Origin of the sequence: Acetoanaerobium noterae, from assembly GCF_900168025.1 — a bacterium.
In the GTDB taxonomy this organism is placed as follows: Bacteria; Bacillota; Clostridia; order Peptostreptococcales; family Filifactoraceae; genus Acetoanaerobium; species Acetoanaerobium noterae.
This window is the reverse complement of sequence record NZ_FUYN01000010.1, coordinates 1-13,968: the sequence shown is the minus strand read 5'-3', so window position 1 is coordinate 13,968 and position 13,968 is coordinate 1. Positions and strand designations below refer to the sequence as shown.

Below are 13,968 nucleotides of genomic sequence, written 5' to 3'. Positions count from 1 at the left end.
TATGGATATTAAGCCTTTTATACCTACTAACATCCCAGTAAGCTACAAGGATGAACAGATGAGCGAGATGGAAAAGGAAAAGCTTAAAAAGGTTGCTGGAGAGATGGAAGCGGAATTTCTAAAAATCATGCTCAAGCAGATGAAAGCCACTATTCCTGAAAATGAAGACGAAGAAAAAGCTCCAGGTAAGGATATCATGACGGATTTTATGCTAGAAAGATATGCGGAAGATGTGTCAAAAAATCAATCTATGGGTATAGCCAAAATGATATATGAGCAGTACACTAAGACCTACAAGAAATAAGAAGGATTATTAAGAATTATAAAGAAATAAGAAGAATTATTGAGAAATATAAAAAAAGAAATATAAAGAAAATTATAACAACTAAAAAAACCATTTAGATTTGTCTTTTTTATGAGATAATAATCTAAGTGGTTTTGTTTTATGTATACAAGCATTGAAATTAAAAACAGGATTATTTTCATGGTAGTAAAGATAATTTTGATTTTGTTCCTAATTTATAAAAAGTGACGGTGATAAAAATGGACTTTTGGACGATTTTTTCTCAAGTATTAGTGCTGTTTTTGCTGATATTAGTTGGATATATAGCAGGAAAACAGCAGATGATAACAAAGCATGGAGCTAAAGAAATTAGTACTCTAGTTTTATATATTACTCTTCCAGCTCTTATAATAAGAGCTATGCAGTTTGATTTTTCTATAGAGCTACTAGGTCAGAGCTTAAAGATGATAGGAATGGCTATAGCTGTTTATGCAGGTACGATTTCGCTTTCATATCTATTTGCAAAGCTACTTAGAGCAAAGGGTAAGGAAAAGGACGTATTTCAGACAGCTATGATATTTCCAAACGTAGGCTTTATGGGGTACCCTATAACCCAGGGACTTTACGGAACTCAAGGAATATTCTATACATCATTATTTAATATGCCTTTTGACCTTTTGATGTGGACAGTTGGAGTTCATATGCTGAGCAGATCATCTGATAGCTCAGCATCTAAGAAAAAAGGACTCGCAGCCTTACTTAATCCAGGAACAATAGCAGTAGCTATAGGCTTTACTTTGTTTATACTTTCAATTAAACTTCCTCCGATACTAGATAGTACGCTGTTATATTTAGCCTCAGCTACCACTCCTCTTGCCATGCTGGCAGTTGGAAGCACACTAGCTAGAACTAGAGTAGATGCAATTTTTGCAAACAAAAAACTGCTACTCACAGCAGTTATAAAAGTTGCAGTAATTCCAGCGATAATGATTGTTCTTTTTACGATATTAAAGCTAGATGGTTATTTTTTAAAGATTCCTATAATAATAACGGCTATGCCAGTAGCTGCGAATGTAGCTATATTTGCTACTCGCTATGAAAGTGACGAGCTTCTAGCATCTCAGCTTATATTTTTAACAACCTTAATGTCTCTAGTTACTATACCTCTCATAGCTCTGTTTTTAGGCTAGAGCATTATAGCGTGTGAGAGCATCATCATGATAAAGCCTGCTGTCATGTTTCCAAAAAATATGGCAGGAAGAGCATACTTCATACGGATATTTAAAATTGAAGCAAGTGCTGAGCCTGTGTAGGCTCCAGTAGAAGGCAGTGGAATAGCGACGAATACATAAATTCCGAGTATATTCGCTGCCTTTAGTTTTTTTGATTTTTTGTAGATATGGTTATTTAAAAAATCAGTAAACCATTTAAAAATGTTCTTCTCTTCCATAAATTCTAAAATTTTTCTAAAAAACAAAATGAGAAAAGGAGCAGGAAGTGTAGAGCCTGCAACAGAAACCCAGTAAGCTTCCCAAGGACTCATTCCAAGTCCTATACCTAGTGGAATAGCTCCCCTGAGCTCGATTAGAGGCACTGCTGCGAGCAAAAAAACGTAGACCTCGTGACTGAGGTTTACAAAAAAATCATTCATATATTTATCCTCCGATATACTCTAGTAGGTTTAGAGCAAGTTTTTAGTATCGCTATATTACAACATCTGTATTATATCATAGGAAGGCTAACTGAAACAGAACTGTAATCACTATGTAATTGTATCTTTTTTGCTTTTGACTTAAGATATAGTGCGAGAAGGTATAACTAAAACCATTAACAGATTTTTTGACATCAGAGTATGTCTTTTGTGTTATGAAGGAGATGTAAAACATGAAAAAACAATTTGCGGCTCTTATGCTAGCGATGCTAATGGGATTAACTCCAGCAGTATCCTTTGCAAATGTAATAGATGAATCCAGATATCAGATTCCACTAAGTCAAGGGGTAAATCTAAAAAAGGTATCTAGCTTTTACGAGTGGGGAGTCCAGAACGTAAATATACTTGAAGTAGACTTAAACAATCCATCTGTAAAGCTGGATGTCTTATTTAATAAAAGTGGCTTTATAAACAGAACAACACTTAGCAACATGGTAAATCAGGAGCAAGGCGTAGTTGCGGCGGTGAACGGTGATTTTTTCTCGATGTCTACCCCAGCATTTTCTATAGGGCCTATAGTAAAGGATGGGAAGCAGCTTTCAAGTCCTCATTATGAGCTTAATAAATACGCTTCCTTGCTAGTTGACTCTACAGGCAATGCACTTCTTGCCTACCTATATTCAAATGTTCAGGTAGAAAATAGCTCAAGAGGTATAAATGTAGATATCTCAGCAATAAATAAACCGAGTAAAGACTATGGAAACATAGTAATATACACTAAAGAATACACTCCTAACAGCCCAGGTGCTAACAAAACTTATTTTGACCTTACAGAGATAGTAGTAGAAAACGACATCGTAAGAGAGGTAAGATATGGTCAGCCTAGTGTGGCAATTCCTGAAAATGGCTACGTGATACTGGCAGCTGGAGCAAATAGCTTCGTGCTTCAAGGTGCGTTTACTCCAGGAGAAAAGGTCAAGCTAAAAACAGATATAAACTTAAATTACAACAATATAAAAACTGCAATAGGTGGGGGAACGATGCTTCTTAAAAATGGAGCAGAGACATCCATAACCCAGAGTGTAAGTGGAAAAAGCCAAAGAACAGCTCTAGGAATCACAGCAGATAAAAAAATGCTCATAGTAACTGTAGACGGCAGAAAATCTCCGTTTATAGGAATGGATGAAAAAGATATGCAAGCGTATATGAAAGCACTAGGTGCAAAGGATGCTATGATGCTAGATGGAGGAGGGTCCACACAGCTGATGGCAGACGGGAAAATTCAAAATACTATGGCATCTGCAGAAAGGTCACTTGTTAATGGGCTTACTATAAAAAATACTGCGCCAAAAGGTAGTATTTCTCAGATTGAAATTTCTGTGCTAAATGAAACTATCTTCCAAGGAGACAAGGTAGAGCTTGCTATAAGAGCTTTTGATGCTTCCAAAAATCCTATAGATATAACTACTCCTAGCTTTCAGGTTTTTGGAGAAGGCATATCAGGAAACTTTGATGGTAGATATTTCACTCCTACTTCATCAGGAAGTGGAAATATAGTAGCTTCATATGGAGGAGTTACTGGAAAAATTCCTGTAGAAATACTTAAGAAAAATGCACCTGATTCAAAAATGGTTCAGACTCTTCCCGCTTCAGGAACAGCAGCAGTATTTGGAAGCATGTCAGGTGGAGAGAGCATAATAGATCAGGCATTTAAGGCAAAGCTTGCTAGCTCAGCTAGCGCAAACCAAGCTGTAATGACTCTAGGTGCTGCGGATAACGCATTTTTAGGAGCGGTGTCAGCCCCAAAGGAAGCCTTTAATGGGGCATATAAATATAAAACCGCTGGAAACACAACATTTATTAGCGTAGACAACAGAAATGGCGGAGTATACAAGGTAAAAGGTCAATGGGACTATTTAAAAGGACTAATGTCAAAGAGTGCTGGGAATGTAGTTATAGTGCTTCAAGGCAGTGACAAGTCAGCAGATAGCATAGACCAAAATGCATTTGACAAAATCATTCAAAAAGAAGCAAAGACTAAGAATGTATATGTTGTATATTCAGGAAAGAGTTTTTCCTCTAGAGTAGATGGAAACGTAAGCTATATCAGTGTAGTAGACTATGCATCTATGCCAAAATCTAATATATATCAAGATATAAAATACCTTCAGTTTGCTGAAGCAGATGGAAAATTGGTATATGGATTCAAGCCTGTGCTTACTCCATAAAACTGATACAAAAATAGTAAAAAATATTTTTCAAAAACATATTGACATATGGTTTTCGCTAATATAAAATAAAATCCGTTGCACAATAAATGAATAAATTCTTGAACCTTATCAAGAGAGGTGGAGGGACTGGCCCTGTGAAACCCGGCAACCAGCACAGCAATGTGAGATGGTGCCAATTCCTGCGAGATATATTCTTGGCAGATGAGGTAACTTTAGTAGTTAAGCCTCTTCTGCGTATGTGTATGAAGAGGCTTTTTAATGCAAAAAAGTCTACATTATGTACGATGTGCCACCTTGGCATATACAAGTGATACGGTTTACAGCATTTAATGCTAGAGATGAGGAGGATTTATTAAATGAGAAGATTATTTACATCAGAATCTGTTACTGAGGGCCATCCAGATAAAATCTGTGACCAAATTTCAGATTCAATCCTAGACGCCCTATTAGTTCAAGACCCTAACTCACGTGTGGCGTGTGAGACAGCAGTTACTACAGGTCTTGTTATGGTAATTGGAGAAATAACTACAAACGCATACGTAGATATCCAAAAAGTAGTAAGAGAGACAGTTAAGGAAATCGGATACGATAGAGCAAAATATGGATTTGACTGCGAAACATGCGCAGTAATCAATGCTATAGACGAGCAAAGTGCAGACATCGCTATGGGTGTAGACGAAGCCCTAGAGCACAAAGAAGGAACTATGAAAGATGAAGTAGAAGCAGTAGGAGCTGGAGACCAAGGTATGATGTTTGGGTTTGCTTGTGACGAGACTCCAGAGTTCATGCCACTTCCTATTTCACTAGCTCACAAGCTAGCTAAAAGACTTTCAGATGTAAGAAAAGACAAGACTCTTGATTACTTAAGACCAGATGGAAAAACTCAAGTAACAGTAGAGTATGAAGATGACAAACCAGTAAGAATAGACACTATAGTAATCTCTACTCAGCACAACCCAGAAGTAACTAGAGAGCAAATCGAAAAAGACTTAATCGAAAACGTAATTAAGCCAATAGTAGATAGCAAGTTACTTGATGAAAACACTAAGTACCTTATCAACCCTACAGGAAGATTCGTAATCGGAGGACCTCAAGGAGATTCAGGACTTACAGGAAGAAAAATCATCGTAGATACTTACGGCGGATACGCTAGACACGGTGGAGGAGCTTTCTCAGGTAAAGACTCTACAAAGGTAGACCGCTCTGCAGCATACGCAGCTAGATGGGTTGCGAAAAACGTAGTAGCAGCAGGACTTGCTAAGAAATGCGAGATTCAGTTAGCTTATGCAATCGGTGTAGCTGAGCCTGTATCAGTACTAGTTGATACATTTGGAACAGGCATTATAGCTGATGAGAAGATTTCTGAAATCATTTCTAAAAACTTTGATCTTCGCCCAGGAGCTATAATTAGAGACCTAGGACTTAGAAGACCGATATTTAAGCAAACAGCAGCTTACGGACACTTTGGAAGAACAGATGTAAGCCTTCCTTGGGAAGAGCTAAACAAAGTAGACGACATTAAAAAAGACGCGGGACTATAAAGATATAATAAATTCAGTAATTTAAACGATAATAAGTTGTTTATGGAACTCAAAAGCTTATAAAAACAAAGGATTAGTACTCAGGGAAATCTGGATACTAATCCTTTTTTCATATCGTATGTTATAATAAATCATATTCAAAATACATTTGGAGTGTATGCTTATGCCTATAGAATTAAAAGGAAAAATTTCAGATATAATATTTCAAAACGATGAAAATGGCTACACTATAGCAAACCTAATCAGCGATGAGCTAGGAGAAGTTACAGTGGTAGGCTGTATGCCATCTGTCAGAGAGCTCGACAATATAAAGGTCAGTGGAGAGTGGAAGACTCACGATATATATGGCAGACAGTTTGGCGTTATGAGCTTTACTCATATGGCTATAGATTCGCTAGATGGAATCATAGCTTACCTAGCATCTGGAACGATAGAAGGCATAGGTCTTAAAATGGCACATAAAATCACAGATAAATTCGGGATAAAAGCTATAGAAATCCTAGAAACTAATCCTAATAGATACTTAGAAATAGAAGGCATAGGCAGAAAGAAACTCGATAAAATGATAAGCTCTCATATGGAAGGCAGACAGCTAAAATCTATAATAACAGCATTTTCGCCATATGGAATAAGTCCAGCCTACTGCATGAAAATCTATAAAAAATATGCAGATAAATCTATAGATATTGTCATGAACAATCCCTACGGTCTATGTAAGGATGTAAAAGGCATAGGGTTTAAAAAAGCTGATGAAATAGCAAAAAAATTAAATTCTGGACTTGATTCTTTAGAAAGAATAGAAGAAGGCATTAAATACCTGCTTCAAGAAGCCGCATATAGTGGACATACCTATATGCTAGCCCCTCAATTAGTATCAAAAGCCAAGGAACTTCTATTAATAGATGAAGAAGAAATTCTATCTTGCGTGAGTCAGATGGCTATAAATGGAGGAATAACTATAGAAGAAGTGGATACAGAGCAAAGAGTCTACTTGGATTCATATAACCTAGCAGAGACAAGAGCAGCTAGCAACCTAATAAAGCTAGCATATATGAACGAGCTTGGGAATCAAGAAAAAACCATAGAGCAATTAGAGCTAGAAGAAGATATGAAGCTGTCAGAGCTACAAAAAAAAGCTGTGACTATGGCACTTGAAAACAAAATGATGATATTAACTGGAGGTCCAGGAACTGGAAAAACGACTACTCTTAGCTTTATAATCAAAAGCTTTGAACAGATGAAGAAAAAAATTATCCTCTGCGCACCTACAGGAAGAGCAGCAAAGCGTATGTCTGAAGCAACCTTAAGACCAGCCTCTACGATTCATAGACTACTAGAGGCAGTATATAGTGAGGAAGCAGATGGTCTTATATTTCAAAAAGACGAAGACGACCCTATAGCTGCTGATGTAATAATAGTAGATGAGGTTTCTATGATGGATGTAATGCTCCTAGATAGCTTGCTTCTTGCTGTATCAGAGGACACTGCGGTTATATTTGTAGGAGATAAAGACCAGCTTCCATCAGTAGGAGCTGGAAGAGTCCTTCAGGATATGCTAGAGAGTAACACCATACCTAGTATAGAGCTTACAGAAGTATTCAGACAGGCAAAGCAAAGTATGATAATAGTCAATGCCCACAAAATAAATAAAGGGGAGCTTCCGATAACAGACCAAAAAAATACAGACTTCTTTTTTATGGCAAAAAAAACTCCATCTCAGATAGCAGAGCTAATAGTAGAGCTAGTTTCAGATAGACTGCCAAAGTACTATAAGCTTTCATCAAATAATATTCAGGTACTCTCACCTATGAGAAAATCAGAAGCTGGAGTACTTAATCTAAACCTGCTACTACAAGAAGCACTCAATCCAGCAAGGCAAGGAAAAAGAGAGCATAAAGCGGGAAATAGAACCTTTAGAACTGGCGATAGGGTAATGCATATAAAAAATAACTATGAAAAAACCTGGGAAAACTTAGATGAAAATATTTCTGGAGAAGGGATATTTAATGGGGATTTAGGATATATAGACTTCATAGAGCCTAGTGAAAAAAAACTCTATATTCAGTTTGACGATGGGAAAAGAGCGGAATATGACTTTACAGAGCTAGACCAGATAGAGCATGCATTTGCCACTACTGTTCATAAAAGCCAAGGCTCTGAGTTTGATTGCGTAGTCATGCCGATATCAGCTTTTCCTCCTATGCTCATGAGCAGGAAAATTCTCTACACAGCACTTACAAGAGCAAAAAAACTAGCAATACTAGTAGGGGACTCAAAATACCTAAAGGCTATGATATCCAATGTCTACGAGGAAAAAAGAAACACAGCGCTATCTGATAAGCTAAAAATTTATAAAGAAACAGGTATGCTACTGGAGGAGAATAATGGAGCTACTGTACCCTTCTAATATAAAATGCATCGGGTGTAACAGCATAATTCCAAAGACAAACATATACTCGCTTTGCAAGGCGTGTTTTCATAAAATAGATTTTTTAGATATAAACTGTATGTCATGTGGAGCCTCCTGTGATGAGGATTTTTGTGAAGCTTGCGAAGAAGAGACAAAGCTGAAGTCACCTATAGATAGAACCTATGCATGTACAGTATATGAAGGTGTAATGGAGACAATGATTCACGGTTTTAAATACAGCAGTAAAACCTATATAGCTAATGAATTTTCAGATATTCTTAAGGACAAATATAAATCTCTAAAGCTAGAGATGGGCTACATAACTACTATACCCTCCACAAAGAGAAGAATTCAAAAAAGAGGCTATAATCATACTGAGCTTCTTGCTAGTCAGCTTTCAAAAAAACTACATCTACCATACATCAAGCCTCTTATAAAAATAAAGGAAACAAAGCCTCTAGCAAGCTTAAATCCACTTGAGAGATTTTTGGAAATAAATGGTGCTTTTCAAATCGATGAGAAAACGTTAAACTTAGACTATAAAAGTATTTTACTAATTGACGATATCTTAACTACAGGAACTACAGCAGTGGAAGTAGCAAGGACTCTAAAAGAGACTTATCCTGAGTGTAAGATTTACCTATTAGTATTAGCAACTGCTAAAAAATAGAAAAGAATATATTTTGAATCTAGTGATTCTGATATTTAGAATCTGAATCAAATATAGTCTTGAAATTAATAAAATAAAAATCGTGAATCTGAAAGGAAGATAAATATGGAACTTAAAAATTGTGAAAAATGTGGGAGAAAATTTGGAGCTCTGGCCTCAGAGTCCCTATGTACAAAATGCTCAGCTGAAAACATTGAAAGCGACTTCAAAAAAGTAAGAGACTATCTATATGACAATCCTGGAGCAGACGTAAGAGAAGTATCTGAAGAAACAGGTGTATCTGAAAGGGTAATATTAAAGCTCTTAAAAGATGAAAGAATAGAAATAATAGATGATAGTAATGGACTTCTTTCTTGCGAGCGTTGCGGAGTCAGTATAAAATCTGGTAGGGTTTGCGATGATTGTAAAAATGAGCTTGCGAAAGATTTGATGGGAGCAGCAAAAACTTTAAGACCTGAAGAAAAAGCCCCTGATAAGTCACTAGATAAGAAAAAGGGAGGAAGCTTCCATATAAAGCAAAGACATTAATAGAATTAGAGTAATTGTAAAGAAACTTTAACTAAAACTCCTATTAAGACTTTGTTAATTCTTACGATATATATATTGTTAAGGCATACAAATTAAAATAAGGAGGGCTGACAATGAAGATATACAGCAGCACAGTCGTGCAAAACGTATACCAGGCATATGGTAAAAACAAAGTAGGTAAGACCCAAAAGTCTGGGGAAGTTGGCAGTCCCGGATTCGATATACAGATATCCAATCAAGGGAAAGACTACCAGCTAGCCATTGAAAAACTAAAGCAAATTCCAGATGTGAGAGCAGATAAAGTATCTGCTATAAAGCAAAGCATTGAAAATGGAACCTACACTATAGATAAGACAAAGCTTGCAAAATCTATCTATAGTGCAATAAGCACAAACGAAATAGGATAATGATAATATGACTACCTATCAAGAAATACTAGAGACATTACAAGTACAACTACAGCTAAATATTGAGCTTTTAAATCTTGCAAAAGAAAAAACTCAAATACTTAAAGACAACGACACATCCAGACTTATGGCGATTTCTCAGCAAGAAGAAAGACTAGTTAGATCAGTAATTGATGCTGAAAAAAAACGAGGTAAGCTCGTAGCAAAGCTTAACTGGGGAAAAGATAAACTTGAAAACCTAGTTGAAATGTCATTAAAGGACGCTCCTGAGCTATCTAGAGAAATTCAGATGACAGGAGAACAGTTAAAAGCTGTTCTTGAAGAGCTTGAGCTTATTAACAATTTAAATGATAAAATAATAGGATTTGTACTAGATCAAATAGAATTTACTAAAAATGTTCTATTATCAGATGATTCACCGACCACATATAAAAAAAGTAAGGGAAATTATGCATCTGAAGCTCAGAGATTAGATAAAAAGCTATTTGAAGATAAATTTTAATTTAGGAAGGACTCCTAAAATGCTTTTGATTTTCCATGACGGAGAGAAATCTCCGTTTTTTTATTGCCAAAATATAAACTTCTAGAAATTTATAATTATCAGAAGCTATACTTATTAATAAGCTTTATTTTACTCATTCTAAAACTATTTATAGAGAAATATACCTATTAAATAATTATAGGATGAATCCGATACATATATTGTGTTTACGAAATCAAAGCAAAAAATATGCTTAAAATATATGAGGTGAGATTATGAGATCTACATTTGCAGGACTTAGTATAGCAAGCTCGGGACTTTTTGCAGCGCAAAGAGCCCTAGATATAACAGGACATAATATAGCAAATACAAATACTAGAGGATATACACGACAAAGGCTAAACCAGTCCGCTCAAAATCCTATGGATATTCAAGGAGGTCAAGGACAGCTAGGATTAGGAGTAAAAATGCAATTTATCTCTCAGGTAAGAGATGAGATGCTTGATATTAAATATAGACAAGAGGTAAATACATTAGGAGAGTGGGAGGAAAAGTATAATTCTCTTACTCAAGTGGAATCTATATTCAATGAACCTAGTGACACAGGAATAAGAAAAATAATGGATGGTTTTTTTGAAGGAATAAATTCCCTTACAAAAGACCCATCAAACCCTACGAATAGATCTGTATTCTTGCAAAAGGCTATTGGATTAGCTCAGAATTTCAATGATATGTATTCAAGATTTGAAAAAATGGTTGTAGATTCAAATGAAGAAGTAGAAGCTTCTGTAAGAGCGATAAATTCTATGGCTACGCAGATTGCAAAGCTAAATAGACAAATCCTTGAGTCAGAGCTAGATGGAAGTAGAGCTAATGATTTAAGAGATGCTAGAAATTTACTTATAGATGATTTATCGAAATTAGTAGATTTAGAAGTTAAAAATGTTCCAATAAATGAGGGGAAATCTTCCACTCTTACTATATTAATTCAGGGGACTCCACTAGTTAATCACGTTGATACTAATGTTTTAGAATTAGTTCCTAAGCAGGACCATCCTATGTATACAGACGGTCAGCTTATGGACCCTCAAAGAGAAGACTTAAAAAATATAAAAGTAAGCAATATAAAATGGGCTTCAGGCTCTTCGCTTAATCAAAATAAGCTCGGAGGAACCATAGGTGGACAGCTACAACAAAGAGACGGATTTAAAGATGAGACAAAAGGAACTGCTTATTACATTAGATTTTTAAGTGAGTTTTCCAATGCTTTTGCAACAGAAATTAACAATATCCATAAAAATGGGTTTGCCTTAAATGGAGCAGGAGTGTCAGGTGAAGATTTATTTAAAGGAGATGGTACTGGATTCATAAGTGCATCTCAGATTAAAGTTAATCAAGTTTTACTAGATGATCCAACAAAATTGGCACTTGGACTTGGAGATGGATCTCCAGATAATAACAAAAATGCTCTTGAAATGCTTAATATAAGGAACAAAAAAGATTTTAAAATAGAAATGGTTTATGGGAATCCTCCTACCTCAACAGTGGTTTTAGGAGAAGGTACACCAGAGGATGTATTAAAAACTATGATAGCTTCTCTAGGTGTCGATGCTCAAGAAGCAAAGCGTATGTTTAATAATCAACAATACTTAACAGAAGAAGTAGATTCGTTTAGACTATCTGTTTCCGGAGTAAGCCAAGATGAAGAAATGTCAAACATGATTAAATTTCAGCATGCATATAATGCAGCTGCTCGTATGATAACAACAGTAGATGAGATGATAGATGTAATAATAAATAGAATGGGTAGAGTAGGCTTATAACCTAAAAAAATAAGAGGTGAGATATGAGAATAACAAACTCGATGATGATTATGAGAACTATGCGAGATCAAAATACTAACCTAAGTAAAATGAGTAAGTGGAATCATGATTTATCATCTTTAACAAACCTTCACAGACCATCAGATGACCCTATAAGAGTAGCTAGAACTCTTAGATTGGAATCGGACATAAATATGAGCCTTGAATATAAAGAAAATATTCAAGCTGCAAAGTCATGGCTTGAAAAAACTGAAACTACTATGAATGAAATAACTTCAGTTTATCAGAGAATAAGGGAACTTGCAGTTCAAGGCGCAAATGGAATATTAAAGCAAGAAGATACTCAAAAAGTAGCTGAAGAAATAAAGGAACTTAAAAATCATCTGATTCAAGTAGGAAATGACACATATATGGGAAGACAGATTTTTACTGGATTTAAAACTGATAAGAAATTGCTAAATGAAAACGGAAGCTATAATACCCCTGCAATAGATTTAAGCGCTACTGGATTGCCATCTGAGTTAATAGAATATAAAGTTGGAGATTCACAAACCCTAAGCGTAAACATAACAGGAGAGCGTATTTTTGGAGCGGAAGTTGATACAAATGCTGATGGGAACCCAGATATGCCAAAATTATTTGCAGACATAGATAAGCTTTTAGCAGCTTTAGACGCTGGAGATAACGAAGCAGCTTCATCGTCCTTAGAAGATATGGACAATCAACTAAAAACACTTCTTCAGGTAAGAGGAGAAGTAGGTGCAAAAGTTAACATGATAGATATAATGAGTGAAAGAATTACAGATGTAGGAATCAACCTTAAGGAATTACTTTCAAAGACTAAGGATACAGATGTAGCAGAAACTCAGATTCAATTAATTACAGCTGAAGCTGTTTATAAAGCGTCTTTGTCAGTTACAGCTAGAATCATTCAGCCTACACTTGTAGATTTCTTAAGATAATAGGTAACTAATCAGAGCTATATTTTCAAAAATGTAGCTCTTTTTTTAATTTTTATATTATAATCGAATTAAGTAAACCGTCTATATGGACAAAAGGGAGTGAAAATAGTGAAAATAAATACAAACTATTTTGGAGAACTAGAAGTAGATGAAAATGAAATATTAGAATTTGAAAAAGGAATGCTTGGATTTGAAGAACTAAAAAAGTTTGTAATAATAAAAGACAGCGAGATATTCATAGAGTGGCTTCAGAGCATAGAAGACACAACTTCATTTGCTATTATGGACCCATTTGTAGCGGATAACAATTACAGCTTTGAACTTCCAGAAAAAATAATGAAGCAGTTAGATATAATCGATAAAGAAGATGTGATGATTAGAACTGTAGTAATAATTCCAGAAGACATAACTAAAATAAGAACTAATCTACAAGCTCCAATAGTTATAAATGCGAAACTAAAAAAAGCTATGCAAATAATTCTTGATGACTCCTATCCCATAAGGTATGAATTTTATGATAAGGCGGGGGTGTAAAGATGCTAGTACTAAAAAGAAAAGCAGGAGAAAGTATAATAGTAGCAGACAATATTGAGATAAAAATAATAGAAGTAGAAGAAGGCAGAATAAAGATAGGAATAGATGCCCCTAAGGAAGTAAGCATAATAAGAAAAGAAGTACTAGAAGAAACAAAATCAGAAAATAAAACTGCATCTCTGAGCAAAAACATTGATAAATCAGCACTTACAAAAATACTAAAAAATAAAAAATAAAAATTTATAATTTTTTAGAAAAACTATAAAGTAATCAAAATTTACTTCGATATATGTATTGTAAGTGATAATCTAAACGGCCGAAAGATATATCACATAATCCAATTACCAAATAAAACTTAATCAGGCATGGATGCCGATTAACAAAATTTCAAGGAGGAATATAAGATGATAATTAATCACAATATGATGGCTATGAATTCACACAGAG

14 protein-coding genes and 1 riboswitch are annotated in these 13,968 nt (G+C 35.2%); of the genes, 13 read left to right on the top strand and 1 reads right to left on the bottom strand.

Translation table 11 applies throughout. The features are described 5' to 3' along the window. The first annotated feature begins 1 nt into the window (after window position 1). A complete protein-coding gene (locus B5X47_RS12950) occupies window positions 2-304 on the top strand; it encodes a rod-binding protein (protein WP_079590672.1) in 303 nt (100 codons plus the stop codon). 239 nt (window positions 305-543) lie between these two features. Further along, on the top strand, window positions 544-1,473 hold the full coding sequence (locus tag B5X47_RS12945) for an AEC family transporter (protein ID WP_013362567.1): 930 nt from the start codon (window positions 544-546) through the stop codon (window positions 1,471-1,473). On the opposite strand, the gene B5X47_RS12940 is transcribed toward B5X47_RS12945, so the two are convergent. Next, window positions 1,470-1,934 carry a COG2426 family protein gene (locus B5X47_RS12940; RefSeq protein WP_079590670.1) on the bottom strand — a complete coding sequence of 155 codons (465 nt, stop codon included), beginning with the start codon at window positions 1,932-1,934 and terminating at the stop codon, window positions 1,470-1,472. The genes B5X47_RS12945 and B5X47_RS12940 overlap by 4 nt on opposite strands. Window positions 1,935-2,167: 233 nt before the next feature. On the opposite strand from B5X47_RS12940, the gene B5X47_RS12935 reads away from it, so the two are divergent. From B5X47_RS12935 to csrA, 11 genes are all read left to right on the top strand, one after another. After that, window positions 2,168-4,162, top strand: coding sequence for a phosphodiester glycosidase family protein (locus B5X47_RS12935; RefSeq protein WP_079590668.1), 1,995 nt, complete (start codon window positions 2,168-2,170; stop codon window positions 4,160-4,162). A 105-nt stretch (window positions 4,163-4,267) separates the two neighbouring features. Continuing rightward, window positions 4,268-4,373, top strand: a riboswitch (SAM riboswitch). A gap of 148 nt (window positions 4,374-4,521) precedes the next feature. Further along, window positions 4,522-5,706, top strand: coding sequence for a methionine adenosyltransferase (gene metK, locus B5X47_RS12930; protein WP_079590666.1), 1,185 nt, complete (start codon window positions 4,522-4,524; stop codon window positions 5,704-5,706). Window positions 5,707-5,869: 163 nt separating this feature from the next. Continuing rightward, the gene (gene recD2, locus B5X47_RS12925; protein ID WP_079590664.1) at window positions 5,870-8,113 is read left to right on the top strand and encodes an SF1B family DNA helicase RecD2; all 2,244 of its coding nucleotides are present in this window, start codon (window positions 5,870-5,872) and stop codon (window positions 8,111-8,113) included. After that, a complete protein-coding gene (locus tag B5X47_RS12920; RefSeq protein ID WP_079590662.1) occupies window positions 8,091-8,786 on the top strand; it encodes a ComF family protein in 696 nt (231 codons plus the stop codon). The genes recD2 and B5X47_RS12920 overlap by 23 nt, the downstream gene beginning before the upstream one ends. 105 nt (window positions 8,787-8,891) lie before the next feature. After that, window positions 8,892-9,314 carry a flagellar protein gene (locus B5X47_RS12915; RefSeq protein ID WP_079590660.1) on the top strand — a complete coding sequence of 141 codons (423 nt, stop codon included), beginning with the start codon at window positions 8,892-8,894 and terminating at the stop codon, window positions 9,312-9,314. A 113-nt stretch (window positions 9,315-9,427) separates the two neighbouring features. Further along, window positions 9,428-9,721, top strand: a complete 294-nt coding sequence (gene flgM / locus B5X47_RS12910) for a flagellar biosynthesis anti-sigma factor FlgM (protein WP_079590658.1) — start codon at window positions 9,428-9,430, stop codon at window positions 9,719-9,721. A 7-nt stretch (window positions 9,722-9,728) separates the two neighbouring features. Then, window positions 9,729-10,223, top strand: a complete 495-nt coding sequence (locus B5X47_RS12905) for a flagellar protein FlgN (protein WP_079590656.1) — start codon at window positions 9,729-9,731, stop codon at window positions 10,221-10,223. 254 nt (window positions 10,224-10,477) lie between these two features. Beyond that, on the top strand, window positions 10,478-12,025 hold the full coding sequence (flgK, locus tag B5X47_RS12900) for a flagellar hook-associated protein FlgK (RefSeq protein ID WP_079590654.1): 1,548 nt from the start codon (window positions 10,478-10,480) through the stop codon (window positions 12,023-12,025). Between the two features lie 23 nt (window positions 12,026-12,048). Then, entirely contained in the window at window positions 12,049-12,987 is a 939-nt protein-coding gene (flgL, locus tag B5X47_RS12895; RefSeq protein WP_079590652.1) for a flagellar hook-associated protein FlgL, read from the top strand. A 108-nt stretch (window positions 12,988-13,095) separates the two neighbouring features. Further along, window positions 13,096-13,521, top strand: a complete 426-nt coding sequence (gene fliW, locus B5X47_RS12890) for a flagellar assembly protein FliW (RefSeq protein WP_079590650.1) — start codon at window positions 13,096-13,098, stop codon at window positions 13,519-13,521. Window positions 13,522-13,523: 2 nt separating this feature from the next. After that, window positions 13,524-13,757: a carbon storage regulator CsrA gene (csrA, locus tag B5X47_RS12885; protein ID WP_079590648.1), complete on the top strand. Its 234-nt coding sequence runs from the start codon at window positions 13,524-13,526 to the stop codon at window positions 13,755-13,757. Window positions 13,758-13,968: the final 211 nt, after the last annotated feature.